This window comes from Martinezella calliandrae (genome assembly GCF_030272695.1).
Taxonomy (GTDB): domain Bacteria; phylum Pseudomonadota; class Alphaproteobacteria; order Rhizobiales; family Rhizobiaceae; genus Rhizobium; species Rhizobium calliandrae.
Genome location: NZ_JARFYN010000090.1, coordinates 1 through 15,238, shown reverse-complemented (window position 1 = coordinate 15,238; position 15,238 = coordinate 1). Strand labels below are relative to the sequence as shown.

15 protein-coding genes, 1 tRNA gene and 1 pseudogene are annotated in these 15,238 nt (G+C 58.1%); 9 read left to right on the top strand and 8 right to left on the bottom strand.

From position 1 onward, the window contains the following. Positions 1-304 precede the first annotated feature (304 nt). The 6 genes from PY650_RS34390 (at position 305) to PY650_RS34365 (ending at position 4,598) form a co-directional block, all read left to right on the top strand. The gene (locus PY650_RS34390) at positions 305-961 is read left to right on the top strand and encodes a lysophospholipid acyltransferase family protein (protein ID WP_285884500.1); all 657 of its coding nucleotides are present in this window, start codon (positions 305-307) and stop codon (positions 959-961) included. Beyond that, on the top strand, positions 958-1,908 hold the full coding sequence (locus PY650_RS34385; protein WP_285884498.1) for a phosphatidate cytidylyltransferase: 951 nt from the start codon (positions 958-960) through the stop codon (positions 1,906-1,908). The genes PY650_RS34390 and PY650_RS34385 overlap by 4 nt, the downstream gene beginning before the upstream one ends. Continuing rightward, positions 1,905-2,291 carry a hypothetical protein gene (locus PY650_RS34380; protein ID WP_285884497.1) on the top strand — a complete coding sequence of 129 codons (387 nt, stop codon included), beginning with the start codon at positions 1,905-1,907 and terminating at the stop codon, positions 2,289-2,291. The genes PY650_RS34385 and PY650_RS34380 overlap by 4 nt, the downstream gene beginning before the upstream one ends. Before the next feature lie 4 nt (positions 2,292-2,295). Further along, positions 2,296-2,958 (top strand): CDP-alcohol phosphatidyltransferase family protein, encoded by a 663-nt coding sequence (locus PY650_RS34375; RefSeq protein ID WP_285884496.1) that lies wholly within the window; start codon positions 2,296-2,298, stop codon positions 2,956-2,958. 201 nt (positions 2,959-3,159) lie between these two features. Further along, the gene (gene mnmA / locus PY650_RS34370) at positions 3,160-4,359 is read left to right on the top strand and encodes a tRNA 2-thiouridine(34) synthase MnmA (RefSeq protein WP_285884495.1); all 1,200 of its coding nucleotides are present in this window, start codon (positions 3,160-3,162) and stop codon (positions 4,357-4,359) included. 162 nt (positions 4,360-4,521) lie between these two features. Next, a tRNA-Met gene (locus PY650_RS34365) sits at positions 4,522-4,598 on the top strand. A gap of 636 nt (positions 4,599-5,234) precedes the next feature. Here the strand turns inward: PY650_RS34365 and PY650_RS34360 are convergent. The 4 genes and pseudogenes from PY650_RS34360 to PY650_RS34345 form a co-directional block, all read right to left on the bottom strand. After that, positions 5,235-5,690: a helix-turn-helix domain-containing protein gene (locus tag PY650_RS34360; protein ID WP_285884494.1), complete on the bottom strand. Its 456-nt coding sequence runs from the start codon at positions 5,688-5,690 to the stop codon at positions 5,235-5,237. 16 nt (positions 5,691-5,706) lie between these two features. Continuing rightward, the gene (locus PY650_RS34355) at positions 5,707-5,997 is read right to left on the bottom strand and encodes a hypothetical protein (RefSeq protein WP_285884493.1); all 291 of its coding nucleotides are present in this window, start codon (positions 5,995-5,997) and stop codon (positions 5,707-5,709) included. A 129-nt stretch (positions 5,998-6,126) separates the two neighbouring features. Beyond that, positions 6,127-6,552 (bottom strand): annotated as a pseudogene (locus PY650_RS34350) (helix-turn-helix domain-containing protein); the annotation flags it as partial. Positions 6,553-7,252: 700 nt separating this feature from the next. Then, positions 7,253-7,468, bottom strand: coding sequence for a hypothetical protein (locus tag PY650_RS34345; protein WP_285884491.1), 216 nt, complete (start codon positions 7,466-7,468; stop codon positions 7,253-7,255). A gap of 336 nt (positions 7,469-7,804) precedes the next feature. On the opposite strand from PY650_RS34345, the gene PY650_RS37230 reads away from it, so the two are divergent. The 3 genes from PY650_RS37230 (at position 7,805) to PY650_RS34330 (ending at position 10,444) form a co-directional block, all read left to right on the top strand. Further along, positions 7,805-8,278, top strand: coding sequence for a BA14K family protein (locus PY650_RS37230; protein WP_349644541.1), 474 nt, complete (start codon positions 7,805-7,807; stop codon positions 8,276-8,278). 451 nt (positions 8,279-8,729) lie between these two features. After that, positions 8,730-9,539, top strand: coding sequence for a phosphatase PAP2 family protein (locus PY650_RS34335; protein WP_285884489.1), 810 nt, complete (start codon positions 8,730-8,732; stop codon positions 9,537-9,539). A gap of 497 nt (positions 9,540-10,036) precedes the next feature. Continuing rightward, on the top strand, positions 10,037-10,444 hold the full coding sequence (locus PY650_RS34330; RefSeq protein ID WP_285884487.1) for a GFA family protein: 408 nt from the start codon (positions 10,037-10,039) through the stop codon (positions 10,442-10,444). Between the two features lie 64 nt (positions 10,445-10,508). Here the strand turns inward: PY650_RS34330 and PY650_RS34325 are convergent, their stop codons facing one another. The 4 genes from PY650_RS34325 to PY650_RS34310 form a co-directional block, all read right to left on the bottom strand. Beyond that, positions 10,509-10,739: a hypothetical protein gene (locus PY650_RS34325; RefSeq protein WP_285884485.1), complete on the bottom strand. Its 231-nt coding sequence runs from the start codon at positions 10,737-10,739 to the stop codon at positions 10,509-10,511. 571 nt (positions 10,740-11,310) lie between these two features. After that, positions 11,311-12,561, bottom strand: a complete 1,251-nt coding sequence (locus PY650_RS34320; RefSeq protein ID WP_285884483.1) for a DUF6250 domain-containing protein — start codon at positions 12,559-12,561, stop codon at positions 11,311-11,313. A gap of 32 nt (positions 12,562-12,593) precedes the next feature. Continuing rightward, positions 12,594-14,648, bottom strand: a complete 2,055-nt coding sequence (locus PY650_RS34315; RefSeq protein WP_285884481.1) for an O-linked N-acetylglucosamine transferase, SPINDLY family protein — start codon at positions 14,646-14,648, stop codon at positions 12,594-12,596. A 295-nt stretch (positions 14,649-14,943) separates the two neighbouring features. Beyond that, positions 14,944-15,238, bottom strand: a 295-nt coding sequence (locus tag PY650_RS34310) for a hypothetical protein (RefSeq protein ID WP_285884479.1), incomplete at its 5' end; no start/stop codon positions are given.

The window sequence follows — 15,238 nt, the reverse complement described above, 5'->3', positions numbered from 1 at the left end:
CGCAACAGTGCAAAGCTCCTCAACACTGTCCTCACGATCAAATGGGCCGACCAACTCGGAATGCCCAGACTCACTTAACCTCAATCTCTCGAACCGCCCAGTGCGGACCCGCATGCCGGGTGGTGTGGCAGGGGCGCGATCAAATGCGATCGCCCCCTATGCCGATTACGTCGAAATGTGCTCCGCCGTTGGAATGCACCTCCGAACGGGCTGTGGATAAGTCCGCCTATCGGGCTATCGGCTCCCCTTCAAACGTGCCTATCTCTTTGTCATGGGGGCCTCACGAGAAAATGGTGGGCGGATGATGGGCAAGCCGTTGGCGGCTTGGTTTACGAAGCCGGCTGCGGCGGCGATCGTGCTGTTTGCGCGTGCCGTCACCGCCGTGAGAGCGATCTGGGCGGAGAGCGGCGTACCCTGCGAACAGTGCGTCTATTTCGCCAATCACTCCAGCAACGGCGATTTCATCCTCATCTGGGCGGTGCTTCCGCCGCGGCTGAGACAGCGAACACGTCCGGTCGCGGGCGCTGACTATTGGCTGAAATCGAGGTTGAAGAGCTTCATCGGCCGCGACGTATTCAATGCCGTGCTGATCGAACGGGTTCGCGAGGCACGGACGGAAGACCCGGTCGAACAGATGGTTGCCGCTCTCGATGCAGGCTCCTCGCTGATCCTGTTTCCCGAGGGCACGCGGAACCTGACGGAGGCGCCTTTGCAACCGTTCAAGAGCGGGCTGTTTCATCTGGCGAAGATGCGCCCCGATATCGATCTCGTTCCCGTCTGGATCAACAATCTCAACCGTGTCATGCCCAAGGGAGAGATCGTCCCCATTCCGCTCATCTGCACGGTGACGTTCGGCGATCCGCTGCATATCGGCAAAGACGAAGAGAAGTTGGTTTTTCTGGCGCGGGCGCAAGCGGCGCTGCTGGCCCTCTCTCCGAGACCTATGGGGAGTGGCGAATGAGCGCAGCAAGCTCTGATCTCATCCACCTTATCCTCGGAATCCTCGGCGTCCTGATCGTCGCTTCCGTCATCGGCCATGTGCTGCAGCGGCGCCTGTCGCCAGATGGGTCCAACGCGGCGATTGAAAACCTGAATGCCCGCATCAAGGCCTGGTGGGTGATGGTGATCTTGATCGGCATCGCCTTCCTGGCGGGCCGCGCCGGCGTCATCCTGCTCTTCGCCTTCTGCTCCTTTGCGGCGCTGCGCGAGTTCGTTACGCTCATCAACACCAGGCGCGCCGACCATTGGGCACTCGCTGCCGCGTTTTTCGTGGCGCTGCCGATCCAATATTATCTGCTCTGGGCCGAGCAATACGGCATCTTTTCCATCTTCATCCCGGTCTATGCCTTTCTGTTCATGCCGATTATCGCGGTCTTGCGCGGAGATACCGAACGCTTCCTGATCCGCATTGCCGAAGTGCAATGGGCGCTGATGATTTGCGTCTTCTGCGCCTCGCATGTGCCTGCGCTGCTGACCCTCCACATACCCGGCTATGAGGAGCGCAACGTCCTTTTGATCGCCTTCCTCGTCATCGTCGTGCAGCTCAGTGATGTCCTGCAATATGTCTGGGGCAAGCTGTTCGGCCGCCACAAGATCGCGTTAAAGCTGTCACCGTCCAAGACGGTCGAAGGTTTTATCGGTGGTATCCTCAGTGCAACGCTCATCGGGGCAGCGCTCTGGTGGATTACGCCGTTCACTCCGTTGCTGGCGGGGCTGCTTGCCTTCGTGATTACTCTGATGGGCTTCTTCGGCGGGCTGGTGATGTCGGCGATCAAGCGGGATCGCGGGGTCAAGGACTGGGGCCATCTGATCGAAGGTCATGGCGGGCTGATCGACCGGCTGGATTCCGTCGTTTTCTCCGCACCGATTTTCTTTCACCTCGTACGCTACTGGTGGTCGCTGTCATGACGGCGCGGGGGAGGGCGCTTGCTGGCAGCAGCATCGTGCACGTGCTTTTCGCCTTTCTCGCCATGGGCGGCTGGGCCGTCTTTGCCAACCGCCTGCATCCAATGCCGCAGCCGATGATCTCTGGTCTTGTCCAGGGTATTGTGTCGGCATGCCTGACGCTGTTTCTCAAATCGGCTGTCGAAACCCTGTCGAAACGGTTGAGCGGCCTCACTGGTCTCTGGGCACCGCCATTGATCGCCTGTCTCGGCTCTGCAGGCTTATTGGTGACGATCCATGCGCTCAGCGGTACGCCGGAGATACTGAAGACCATCGCGGTGCCGTTGCTGGTCTCGACCAGCTACGCGGCGATCTACAATTATTCGATTTCCGGCGGGAGGCGTTAGGTCCATGGCAAGCGAGGGAATGGGCGACAGGCGGCCATTGGCAAGTCGCAACACGCTTTGGGCACAGGCGCTGGCGCGGCGCATGACCGGTCTTTCGGTGACGCCGAACCAGATATCGCAGGCGAGTATGGTCATGGCGGGGCTGGCGGGCGGCTCTTTCTGGTTGTCGGGCTGGCTGGCGGAGCAAGGCGGCGGCGGAATGCGAGCCATATTCCTGGTCCTTGCGGCACTCCTTTGCCAACTTCGCCTACTCTGCAATCTGCTTGACGGAATGGTGGCTGTGGAGGGCGGCAAGGGCGAGGCGGACGGGCCGTTCTGGAATGAATTTCCCGATCGCGTTGCCGATATCCTGATCTTCGCCGGTGTCGGCTACGGCATCGCCGCGCCTGGCCTGGGCTGGGCGGCCTCAGCATTCGCCGTTCTCACCGCCTATGTTCGCGAGCTGGGCCGTGCCACCGGCAATCCCAGCGATTTCGGAGGGCCGATGGCGAAGCAGCACCGCATGGCGACGATGACGGCTGCTGCTCTGCTGTCGGTTGTCGAAGTGCTATGGAGCGGAAGTTCCTGGGTGCTGACCATCGCGCTCTGGGTCGTCGCCGTCGGCGCAGCGGTGACGGCTCTTCGCCGCGGTCTCCATCTTATCCGGCAGTTAAAGGCCAGAGGTTGATTGGCTGTTTCATTCGTCGTCGCAATATCGGTGATTCGCCGCCCCTTGCGCCGGGCAGCAATCCTTTCTATATCCGTCATCGATTAAGGCCGGGCGGCCAAGTCGCCGCGTGCCCGCATATGATAAAAATCCGCCGCTTTTGCGTGGCAACCGGTGGACAGAATACAGCACCGAAGATCGACTGAGATTGGCGGCAAGACCGTGAACACACTGGATTTTGACAAGAGGCCGGAAGATACGCGCGTCGTCGTCGCCATGTCGGGCGGCGTCGATAGTTCCGTCGTTGCCGGCATTCTGAAGCGTCAGGGCTATGATGTGCTCGGGATCACGCTGCAGCTTTACGATCACGGCGCCGCCGTGCACCGCGCCGGGTCCTGCTGCGCCGGCCAGGATATCGATGATGCGCGTCGCGTCTGCGAAACACTCGGCATTCCGCATTACGTGCTCGATTACGAAAAGCGGTTCCGCGAGACGGTGATCAACCCCTTCGCTGAAAGCTACGTTGCCGGCGAGACGCCGATCCCCTGCGTTGCCTGCAACCAGACCGTCAAGTTTGCCGATCTCCTGGCGACCGCCAAGGAGCTCGGCGCGGATGCGCTGGCGACCGGCCATTACATCCGCTCGCGCCCGAATCCTGCCCCTGAGCATCCCGGCCGCCGTGCGCTCTATCGCCCCGCGGATGCCGATCGCGACCAGAGCTATTTCCTTTTCGCGACCACACAGGAGCAGATCGACTATCTGCGCTTTCCGCTGGGCGGCATGCCGAAGTCGGAGACGCGTGCGCTGGCCGAGGAAATGGGCCTCGTCGTTGCCAAGAAGGCCGACAGCCAGGACATTTGTTTCGTGCCGCAGGGCAAATATTCCGACGTGATCGCCAAGCTGAAGCCGAATGCGGCGCTTGCCGGCGAGATCGTCCATCTCGACGGCCGTGTGCTCGGCCATCACGAAGGCATTTTGCACTATACGATCGGCCAGCGCCGCGGCATCGGCATCGCAACCGGCGAGCCGCTTTATGTCGTCTATCTCGACGCCCGTTCGCGCCGCGTCATCGTCGGCCCGAAAGAAGCGTTGGAGACGCACCGCGTCTACCTCCGCGACGTCAACTGGCTGGGTGACGAGCCGCTGGCGAAGGCGGCTTCCGGCGAGGGCTTTGCCTGCTACGCCAAGGTCCGCTCGACCCGTGCGCCGGCCCCTGCCGTGCTGCATGCCGATGCAACGGGCATCTATGTCGACCTGACGATCGGCGAGGCTGGTGTCGCCCCTGGCCAGGCCTGCGCGCTATATTCCGCCCCGGGTGACGATGCCCGCGTCTACGGCGGCGGCTTCATCGAACGCTCCGAACGCGAACCAATGGCGGAAGCCTCGCTGAAGGCGTTGCTGGCCAGCCCCGTCGCCGCCTGACGCCTATGGCGCCGGATAGTGGAAAGCACTGATTTTTCCAAATCATCTGCTTGACACCAAGCCAAACCGCACCTTATAAGCCGCTCAACCGACGAGCCGATGCTCCTCGAGCGGCGGTTTCGTTTGGCCTCACGCATAATCCAGGAGATTGTGTGCGGAAATGGCGGAGTAGCTCAGTAGGTCAGAGCAGAGGAATCATAATCCTTGTGTCGGGGGTTCAAATCCCTCCTCCGCTACCATTCAACTTCTTGAAAAGCATTGGTAAATTGGAGGCCGCCTGTAGCCGGACGTGCCTTTAGCGAATATTGACACGGCCTTTGCGACTTTCCAAAAATCGCTCACGGTGACAAATTCTCAGTGGATCGAGCCATTGGGCGCGCTAGCCTTTAAAGGCAAACTTGGGAGTGACCAGGTCATGGTGTTCCATGCATATGGCTCCCGGCGAAGATCAAGCCGACGACAAAGCAAAGGCTAGATAAAATCGCGGCGACATCGGACAGCTTCGAAAACCACGCTTCGTGCCTTATCGCTGCTTCCAGTGCCGTCGATCTGGCATCATTTGTGGCGGCTGTTAGAAACTGGAAGAACGTCTGAGCGGTGATCAAACTTTGGCGTCTCGCCGCAGCTCCCGATGCGAGGGCCATGACGATACCGAACACCAATATTGCTGCCGCCCAACGGTCAGCTAATCCGAGCCCGATGCTCGCGCTCTGGCCCAGCCCAATGAGCGCTCCACCGTTTACCGCCAAGAGCGATGCGAGTATCCATTTAGACTGTTCCGCATAGGCAGCAGCTCTTCACCCATTACCTTTCGAAGATGTGGCCGTGAATTTGTTGCAGAAAAAACCCGCCGAAGCGGGTCTTCAGGTAGCCTTTTAGGCCGCGAGCTTATGCCAACCGTCGTTTTCACGAGTCAGACGCAGCTCATGTTCAGCAATCTCAGCGTCGAGCTGACTTATCCGATCAATGATCGCTGAGAACTCCGGCTTCCCATCGAGGTAGTTGATATACGCGAGACGCAGAAGACGCTCAGCGGACCTATTGGCAACAGGCTTCTCACGGGCCTTTTCCCACTTTGCGACTGCTTGCTCTGTCACGCCAACGACACCTCCCAGGGCTTTCTGGGAAAAATCCAACTCAAGGCGAAGAAACCTGAACTCGGCGCCGTTGAGAGTGCGCGGTAGGCTGATAAGCCAGCGTCCGATGGCCTCATGGAGACCACGCACGTTCTTAATGGACATTAGGCGACCATAGTTCGGATGGTCTTCGATAGTGTAGCCGTCTTCCAGCCACACATTATCGAGGCCGGAATCGGTGTATTGATAGCTCATATAACCGCTCCTCCGGCTAAATCGCCGTTACTACAACCACCTGTTGCTGCCACCCGTCCATGTGGCGAAAGATTTCACTTTGCCAATTGCCGAACATATTGATAACGGGGTCGGACTGCACTGTTCCCTTTATCAGACACATTTCGATCTGCGCCTGAGAGATTTTTCGCTCAGGATGGTCTCCGCTCAAATGAACAGAAACCTTAACGCAGCCGGCATCGACCAACGCTAGGGTTTGTTCCATGAACTGCTGGCGCGACAATTTTTTAGGCTGCCCAGAGCCGATCGATATGACCTTGCCAGCCATCGAAACCTTTCCAGCGTCGAGGTGCACCTATCCATTATATAGGGTAATCATTAACAGTCAACGAACACTTTCGTGTAAGAAGTGTTCCATCCAGCTAGGCGCAAGCCCGTTAAAGATGCAATCTCCAGCGGCTTCGCAGGCAAGAAGATAACGTGACGCCTGGTCGGTGACCGTCACCGGGTAACAGTATTGACCATTGCCAAGTTTGAACTCGCCCTTGACGTCGGCACACCAAAGATCGTTTGGCAGTAATGCATGTGACAAGGCCGTCCCTTTGGCTCGATGTCGTTGCCGCTTGCGGGCATGGGCGACCAGACCATGTCGATCGAGAATGGCATGCACCGTACTCTTCGACGGCACGCGCACATCGCCGGCCAGGCGCTTCACCAAGAGCTCCCTGATCTTCCTGGCAACCCAATGCGGCTTGCTCTTCTTAGACGAGACGATCATCGCCTCGATCGGCTCGGGCAGCTGGTTGGCATAACGCGCCGGCCGACGCGACTGATCCGTCAGCGCCTCCTGGCCGTTATCCTTGTAGTGGTTGAAGATTTTATAGCAGAGCCATCAATGGGTCTCCCTGCGGTAGGCACATTTGCCTACCCACAGCGGTACGGTGGGCCAGGGAGTGTCGAGCGCTAGTCGCAAACCGTCCTGTATAACTTCACCCGGTGATGATAGCCGTACCTGTAGTATTTCTCTGTCCAGCACCGGTGACCATAATCATGTCTCGGGCCGTCATAGTAGCCGTCGTATGCGTAGCGCGGCGGGTAATAGTACCGTGGAGGTGGCCGATCATTGTAGTAGCTAGGTCCAGTCCCGTACTCAAAGTAGATCTGAGAGAATGCTGGCGACGCTGGCAACGCTGTTGCAAACGCCAGTGCTGCGATTGCGATTATTTTCATGTGTTTGTTCCATCCCGATTTGCGCACACTCATTTGCAAGGCTGTGTCTCACGCCTCGGATGTTGTTCATACGTCATGAGCGTTGCCTCTGAACACGGACCAAAGTCCCGATCAAATCCGGACTTTGGCCTGACGAAGTGCAAAAGCATCCCGCCGCAGAGCATTGGTGGTTTCAGTCGGCAAATTTGCCTTCTGATCGGGACTACATCGCCGCATTCTGCGTTTCGGGGAACTGTTCTCTCGTCGCAGCCGAAGCTTGCCTGGGGTCGAGGGATCAGCGTGCTCACCCATCATTGTTGGAAGATGGCTGATAACCTCAGCTTCTCCGCAAATTCAGTTCGCGGTGACGGTGCTCATACGCCCAAAATTGCATCAATCTGAGCAATCAGGGCAGCATAGGTTTCTATGTGTCGGCGGTATTCCGCCTTGATCTCTTCGGTTATTTCCGCAAGCGGCCCATCGCCCTCCTGGCGAAAATGGCGAATATCCTTCTCTTCCATCGACCGTAGATGTTCTTGATGCTCCGCAATCTTCTGCTCGTAGCCCTTCCGGCGTTCATGCAAATCCATAGTGTCCTCCATACGGCATAGCAATTAATTGCGAAGATAGCTCTTCCGGCCGTCATCGGTAAGGCAGTAATGGCCCCCGTGTAGCCCGACACAATACGATCCTCGGTAGCGCCCGTCGCCCTGTCGTCGGTTCTCCGCGATCTGCCTAGGCGATTGGCGTGCAAGAGAAATCGTAATGCCCTAATATGCTCGCCTCATGATTGCGACGGCGTGATAGTGGACTTGCGGATTATTTTTCGCCCGAAAGTATTGGAGGACATTGAACTACTAAATTAGAGGTATACTTCTCCTCGGGTTGTGTCCGTTTCTCATAGGCCAGAGCGAAGGAGATAGCAGATGAAAAAGCTAGCGGTTGCAATTGTTGCTGTATCGACCGCGCTCGTAGGGGTCGACGACGCCTACGCATTTCCCATCGTAACAATTGCGGTTCCCGAAGTTTCGAGCAAGGCGGAGCCGGTGCAATATCGCGGAAGTGACCAGGCTCGTCGCCGCACCGACCAGAATCGGCGCCCAACTTACCGTCGCCGTTCCAATCGCTGGTATAACGGCTATCGCGGGAGCCGGTACCAGCGGCGCGGTTATCGACGTAGCTCGAATGGCTGGTGGTATCCGGCTGCCGCCTTCACTGCGGGGGCGATGATAGGTGCTGCCGCCGCTCGTCCAGCGCCGGCGCGACCGGCGCGAGTTAACGGTCTTCCTGCTCGGCACGTTGAATGGTGTGCGAACAGATGGCGCACCTATCGCGTGTCAGACAATACCTTTGTACCGCGTGTCGGCGAAAGAGCGGTTTGCCGTTCGCCGTATTTTTGATCGAAATGCTGCCAAATAGCGGCAGCTATGGCCCGCCACCCTCTAGTGACGGGTAAGTTTCCGCAGGGCGTCAGCAACTTTTGCGAAGGCGTTCGGAACTCCGTCGAGACGGCAGCGCCGGCTATTTGCAGTCCTTGGCCTTCATCGCTTTCTAAATCGAGATGATTTTTCCCTTCTCCACCGAAATGAGGCCTTCCTTGCCACAGCCTGTCATGCACGGCTCTAGCCTCGACGATCGGCAGGGCCAGCAGTCATACCCCCGCGATATGCGACATACTTGTCCCCCATGTCGTCACGACGCTGTAATGAACGCTGCGTAAGCAACGAATGTCGCATTCGCTACGAGTTGTCGGTCCTTCAATGCTACCGGTCAGTTCTCGCACGACGGCGATGATCAGCTCGCAACAAGATCACAATCGCCCGGGCGATTGGCCCTGCAGGAGAAATCGTCATGCCCAGATATGCTCGTCTCGCGGTTGCGACGGCGGCGGTAGTAGGCCTCGCCGTGCCTACTTTTGCTCAGAATGCTGCCACGGCGGCTGCGGATCCGGGAGCCGCGGCAATTGCGGCAGCCACGCCTCCGGCGCCGGCTCCGCTTCCGCAAAATCCGGCGCACGTTCTAAAATATCTCTCTCCTGACGACCTCGATCCGGCAACCCTTCTGGCGCCGCCTCCGGCCGACGACTCTGACCAGCAGAAGGCCGAAGTGGCTGAAGTGCTTCGCATGCAGCAGGCCGCTTCGCAGGCGCGCCGCGACCAAGCCGTCTGGGATGACCGGCACGAGAGCTCCGAGCTCTGGATTCCGACCCTGGGGCCGATCGGCTTCGATCTCACGAAGCTTCCCGCAACCACGGCGATGCTGGACGCCGTGCTGCATGAGCGCGATGCCGCCGCCGATGTGGTCAAGGTCTATTTCGGGCGGCGCCGGCCCTGGACCTTCAACGATGATATCCAGGTTTGTGAGGCGGCAGGCAAGGGCGGCTCGAAAGTCCGTGCCTATCCTAGCGGGCATGGCACTCTGTCCTATGCCCAGGGCATCATCCTAGCCCATCTAATGCCGAACAAGGGCCAACTCGTCATGGCCCGCGCAGAGGACTTCGCAGAAAGCCGAATGATCTGTGGCGTTCATTCGCGCAGCGACGTCAGGGCAAGCGCAATACTCGGCACGACTATCGGTATGCTACTGCTGCACAACGCCAAGTTCAGGCCGCTGCTTGACGACGCCCGCGCGGAACTCGCGGCCGCTGGCCTTACGCGCTGAGGTTAATATCGAACGCTCCGAAAAGCAGTTGTGAGGAGGGTTTGCACCACGCCTCCCACTCGCTAACATCGGAGTAGCGGGTAATTCACTTCGGTCAATACGAGTAGCCACAGCTCGCGGTCACGAGCTTGGTGCAGACATCCAGCGCATAGTTGGAGCCGACAACGGACGCCGCGGAAGTCTATGAACAACGGCGCCGAAATCTCCGCAGTCAATGAAGAAACTGCACCGCTACCAGCACTACCGTGGCTAACGCCGAAGACATCGTCAAAGCAATCAGAACCGACGTCGACATCATCCTGCTCCTCAAATCGAATTGGGAACTGACTACCGGAGCCGAAGGGGGATGTCGCGTGACAGATCGCGTGACGTTCGCCATCGATGTCCGGTCACTTTGTTTATCGAATTGCTTTCGAGAATAGCTCTTGCGGCAGTCATCAGCCAGGCAGCGGCGGCCGCAGTTAATATAATCTCGCTTTAGAAGAAGGAGTATTCCAATGGCTCATGCCCGATGCAGTTGCGGCGCTCTCACAGTAGAGCTTCCGGAACCGCCAAAATTGGTTGTCGCGTGTCATTGTGTCGAGTGCCAACGCAGAACCGGCGCGCCATTTGGCGCGGGCGCTTTTTATCCTATCGAAGCCGTCGCAATTTCCGGAACTGCGAAACAATACACCCGCGATGCAGCAAGCGGGGGAAAGGTACACAGCTATTTCTGTCCAAACTGCGGCTCATCGATCTACTGGAAGGCTGACAGGCTGCCGTCAATGATCGGCGTCGCAGTTGGGGCGCTCGCCAATTCCAGTTGTCCGGCCCCCGCCAAATCGATTTTTGAGCAGTCGAAACACAGTTGGGTTCAAATTGACGGTGCCGTCGAACATCTCCAGCAAGGCAGCCGGGCAAGTTGAATCCAAAAGGCGGAGAACTGCTGTCGCGCGACAGAGGCATGTCGCACCTGGGACCGTAGCCGGCTCAGCTTTCCCCGTTCTCGATGCGACGTCTCAAATCCTCGGCAAAATATTTGTAGTCCTCAAGCAAATGCTCATAGTGGGTAAGGACGATTGCCGTAATGTCCTCCCAAGGGCCATCACCGAATTGGGCTTGATGATGGACTTCTCCGGCCTGAATACGAGAGATGCGCTGTGAGAACTCCTCGATCTGTCCGACGCACCCGGTTAAACGTTCCACAAGCGATGTACTCATCTTCCCCTCCATCCCTTCGGGCGTGATGACTATATGCGCAAGTCAACAATGATAGTCGCTGAAAGGCAAGCTATCCAACAGAGGCATACATCTGTCGGCCAGCGCTGGGCCAGCGACGACGTGAAACGATGGAAGCATGCGTGCCCGATACGCTTCGCGATAACGGCGTGAGTCCAGGCGATAGAAAAAGTGCGCAATCAGTTCATTTTTGCGACTTTTTTGTGGAGATTATGGCCCTTATCTCATTGGTGCGAAAAGGGGGATGCAACATGGATTACTATTCAACGCTCGCAATATGCGTTACTGCCGGGTCGTTCGTATTTGCTATCCTGAATATTCGTTAGATCAGCATGCAAAGCACGAGCCCACAGCGTGGGCGCCGGTCAAGCCGAGACGCAATTTCTCCGCCCATAACGTCTTTGGCGATCGGATTGGCGGTGCCGTCGGTTGCCGTGGCTCGAGGCAGGCGCTTTGCTCACCCATCCAGGTTTGCTCTCGGCGGCACAAGAGCGGCCGAAGGGAAAGCCGCCCGCTTTAATGTCCAATATCCAGGCTTCCGGCCCGGAGTGGCCTACAGCCGCGAAGAACTCAGTGCGTCATAGGCATTAATCAAACGATCCACATCCAGTCCGTGTTCTTGCGGCCCGAAGCTTAAATGGCTGACCGTAAAATCCGCGTAGATGGCGGTGGGTCGATCGAGAAAGGTCGGCAGATCGACCGTCAGGGCGTATTCATCATCGCCTTTCGGCAGGCCCATATGCAGCAGGTCTTTTCCGAGCCAGGATATGAAGTTGATCGACTGGCGCTCCTTCCATTCGACGACCTTGTTCGGCAAAGGCAGATGCTTGTCGTTCTTCTCCAGGAAGAAATCGTGAAGCTGGGTTGCGCGCTCGGCGCTTTGCCACAAACTTCCCCCGAACCCTCCTGGCGGGTGTTCAAAATGGCCCAGCTCGTCAGGAAGTGCCCCGCCTAATTGTTGCAGATAGGCGCACACGCCATTGTTCACGACATTCGCGGAGACGACGAAGTAATTCGGGTTGGCTCGTCTAAACTCGATGAATTCGTTGAGCTTTTCGATGTCCAGATAGACGATGTCGTCATCGCACTTCAGAAATACCGCGCTGGAAAATATCTCCAGTCGTTTCGCGTAGTAATCGTACGCCTGCCAGTACGGCAGTTTTTCATTGGGATTTCCGACATAACGGCGGACGGGGGCGTTTACGTCGCAAAGTTCCAAATCGGCGCCCCATCCTCCCCGGACCATCACCGATGCGCCGGAACTCAGGTTCAGTTCGGGCCACGTGCCGACAATCACTCCATTGACCTGAAGTGTGGGGATACCCGCCGAGTCGATGCTGAGGACGACCTGGTTCGGCAAGCTTGGTGAAAGAACGCCGGGGGTCGATTTGCTCCAAATGACCGCAGCCTCATTCCTGCTTGCGAAATTATTCAATTCGCCGGGTTTGACACTGCGGAGGACAGAGTGCGTATTGACCCAGCCGCCGACAACAAATTCGTAATAATTGTCGGCCTCACCATTCGGAAGAACGGCTATGTGAAGGTCGTGATCGATTTTCGCATTTGTGCGGAACGAGGAACGAACCGTGACCGATCCTTTTAATTGGTAAGGCGCCTCGGGCCTCATATATCGCGCCGGGCCGAATTCGCGCGTGACCCACTCGTTATCCTGAGTGGAACGGGTGAAATCCCATATGTGCCATTCGTCAATGATCCCGTCATTGATTGCCTTGCGGATATACTTCGTCAGGATCTCCATTCGCTTTTGCCGCCCGGCAAAGGTCACAAGTATAACAGGAGTCATGATGCCCTCTTGGATTGGATAATTGCCGGAAATCAATTCTTGAGTGACGTCGGATCACTCAGCAGACGGGAGTCGCGCGCGAGCGGCGCATAATCGTTCCATTGGGCCAGTTTTTCGAGATAACGCCGCCGATAGGCGAGGTCGTCCTCGAATTCGACATTCTCCAGAACGATTTCAGCACCGATCTCGTAGTAGACATCGAGGTTTTGCAGATCTGGCACCGGGGTTTCGCCGCGCTCGATTTCGCCCTGCATCTGCCAAAACAAGTATTCGAGGCGCCGTGCGAGAGCCGGGATATCGCGCAGCGTGCTGGTCTCGCGCTGGCTCTGCAAGGATTGCCTGATCGTCGCGAGACTCTCGCGGTCCTGTGCGAAGGCGATGGCTCGCATTACATAAGCGTCCGGCCCGCTGCAGATGAGCCCCGGAACGCCGGCGGCAGAGACGATGCTGCCGCAGAAACGTGAGGCAAAGCTCTTTCCGGGAACCGTCAGTACCGGCAAACCGACGGTAATCGCGTCAGCCGCGGTGGAATGCGCCCCATAGGGGAAAGTGTCCAGGAAAAGATCGGCAAGAGCAATACGCGCCAGATGGTTCGGATTGGCCGCTTTGGGCGCGAAAATGAGGCGCTCGGGTTCCACGCCTTTTTGCGCGGCCATCTGGCGCAGGCGTTCGTTGACATCGTCTGCCTCCGCAAGTAGCCACAGCACGCTGCCGGGTGTCGCGGAAAGGATCGTCATCCAGCGCGCGAAGCAGTTGGCGGTGATCTTCTGCATACCGTTGAGGCAGGCATAGACGAAAGCGTTCTCCGGCAGGCCGGCATCCGCGCGGGTCGGCCGCGGGGCGATCTCCCTTTTGCGGTCGATGGGCTGGTCGCAGGCGATCCGCAGCACTTTTTCCGAATAGTAGATTTCGTTCTCGGGCGGGATAATGTGCTCGTCGGCAATGATGTATTGGTGAAACGGGCTGCCCATCGAGCCGGGATAGCCGCAGAAATTGACGATGACCGGCGCCGGCCGATAGGCGAAGATCTTTGTCCGGGCAAGTTTGGTGTATCCGTTGACGTCGACGAGAATGTCGATCTCGTCGGCACGGATTTGCTTTGCTGCGTCGATATCGCTGAGCGCATAGATGTCGCGCCAGCAATCCACGGCGTTCTTGATCCGCATTTGCGTCGCGTCGTTGGCGCGCGGCTCGCCGCAATAATAAGCGAAGATCTCGACGCTGCTCTTGTCGTGCAACTCCAGAACTTCCCGGAGCGCAAATCCGACCGCGTGGTCGCGCAAATCGGATGAGACATAGCCGACGCGCAAACGTTCGCCGGTCCCCGATTTCTGCTTCGGCGTCGGGCGTGGGAAAGCGCTGAGATCGGGCCGCCCGATCAGAGACTTGTTATAGCGGTAGGCCTTGGCGAGCTGAAATAGGGGATCGTCGGCAAAGCAGCCAAGTGTCAATGGCGACATCGCGTCCAACAACTGCCGGGCCGAGACATGTTCAGACGGAACGAGTGTCGGCCACTTGCATTGACGCTGCCGCAGTGACGTCCAATGTTGGCCCGCCTCGGTCTTGCCAGGCTGCAGCTCGATTGCCTGCCACAAAGCTGCTTCTGCTTCTTCCAACATGCCGGCGCCTTCGAGAACGCGGCCGATGTGCTGGAGCGTCATCAGGCGATAGCCAATCCGGTCAGGCGTGATTTCGGCAGTGGCTTTCGCGAAACTTCGCCATTGTTCGACGGCCCGATTGTTCAAGCCGGAATCTTCCAAAACTCGGCCGAGGTTGATGTGCGCCGGCCCGAACAGCGGATCGAGCTTCAAACATGCGCGCAGCGCGTGAATAGCGCCGGTGGCATCGCCGGTTTGATTGGCGGAGACGGCATAGTTGAAAAGAGCAAGATGCAGCAGAGGATTGGTGTCGTTGAATGCGATCCAGGTCTTGTAAAGCTCGACTGCCTGCGGCTGTTTTCCGGCCCGGCTCAGGATTTCGGCAATCTGGAACAATTCGCCGAGCGGCAGTTGCTGGTTCCGCGCGCGATCCAAGACGCCGATGAGCGGTGAAACCTGAGTCGAGGCAGATGCGATATTGACGGTCATGGACATCCTACGACAAGACGGCCCCGCGGCCGGGGGTGTGAACTGACGAGCGAAAGCGTCATGCCTTTTATCGCAGCTAGCTTGCGTCGGACTGATTGCTCTTGAGCGCTCCCGGCCATGCCATGGCGGCGATCGAAAAGGGGCAGTGATGCGCTCTGCTGCCAGGTGGCGACTTCGGTCGAATCGAAAAAGATCGCGGATGCTCAGCGCGTCTCAACAAAAAGCGTCGCGCGATTTCTCGCGCGACGCCGAAGTCTTTGGGGCGCGGCTGAAACCGTGCCCCAATTCGTCCGATTTAGTTGTAGGCCGCATAGGCGGCGACGACCGCCGCGACTTGCCCGGCATCAAGTGCCTGCACCTGCGTTGTGGTTAAGGCGTAGAGCTGATTGCTGGACAGCGAAGAGATGTCGCCCGTCGAGAGCCCTGCGAGAGCAGCGGTCGTCAGAGCCGCGATCTCGTCGGTGGAGAAGGTTGCGATGTCAGCGGTAGACAGAGCGCCCACTTCGGAAGCGGTCAGGGCCTTGATCTGGGTGCTGTTGAGCGCGGCAACCTGGTCGGTGGAGAGCGCTGCAATCTGCGTGGACTTCAGG

What these genes read in the sequence shown, in the direction of transcription:
- PY650_RS34390 (WP_285884500.1), top strand. Translation starts at nt 305, where the DNA reads ATGGGCAAGCCGTTGGCGGCTTGGTTTACGAAGCCGGCTGCGGCGGCG.
- PY650_RS34385 (WP_285884498.1), top strand. Translation starts at nt 958, where the DNA reads ATGAGCGCAGCAAGCTCTGATCTCATCCACCTTATCCTCGGAATCCTC.
- PY650_RS34380 (WP_285884497.1), top strand. Translation starts at nt 1,905, where the DNA reads ATGACGGCGCGGGGGAGGGCGCTTGCTGGCAGCAGCATCGTGCACGTG.
- PY650_RS34375 (WP_285884496.1), top strand. Translation starts at nt 2,296, where the DNA reads ATGGCAAGCGAGGGAATGGGCGACAGGCGGCCATTGGCAAGTCGCAAC.
- PY650_RS34360 (WP_285884494.1), bottom strand. Translation starts at nt 5,690, where the DNA reads ATGAGCTATCAATACACCGATTCCGGCCTCGATAATGTGTGGCTGGAA.
- PY650_RS34355 (WP_285884493.1), bottom strand. Translation starts at nt 5,997, where the DNA reads ATGGCTGGCAAGGTCATATCGATCGGCTCTGGGCAGCCTAAAAAATTG.
- PY650_RS34345 (WP_285884491.1), bottom strand. Translation starts at nt 7,468, where the DNA reads ATGGATTTGCATGAACGCCGGAAGGGCTACGAGCAGAAGATTGCGGAG.
- PY650_RS37230 (WP_349644541.1), top strand. Translation starts at nt 7,805, where the DNA reads ATGAAAAAGCTAGCGGTTGCAATTGTTGCTGTATCGACCGCGCTCGTA.
- PY650_RS34335 (WP_285884489.1), top strand. Translation starts at nt 8,730, where the DNA reads ATGCCCAGATATGCTCGTCTCGCGGTTGCGACGGCGGCGGTAGTAGGC.
- PY650_RS34330 (WP_285884487.1), top strand. Translation starts at nt 10,037, where the DNA reads ATGGCTCATGCCCGATGCAGTTGCGGCGCTCTCACAGTAGAGCTTCCG.
- PY650_RS34325 (WP_285884485.1), bottom strand. Translation starts at nt 10,739, where the DNA reads ATGAGTACATCGCTTGTGGAACGTTTAACCGGGTGCGTCGGACAGATC.
- PY650_RS34320 (WP_285884483.1), bottom strand. Translation starts at nt 12,561, where the DNA reads ATGACTCCTGTTATACTTGTGACCTTTGCCGGGCGGCAAAAGCGAATG.
- PY650_RS34315 (WP_285884481.1), bottom strand. Translation starts at nt 14,648, where the DNA reads ATGACCGTCAATATCGCATCTGCCTCGACTCAGGTTTCACCGCTCATC.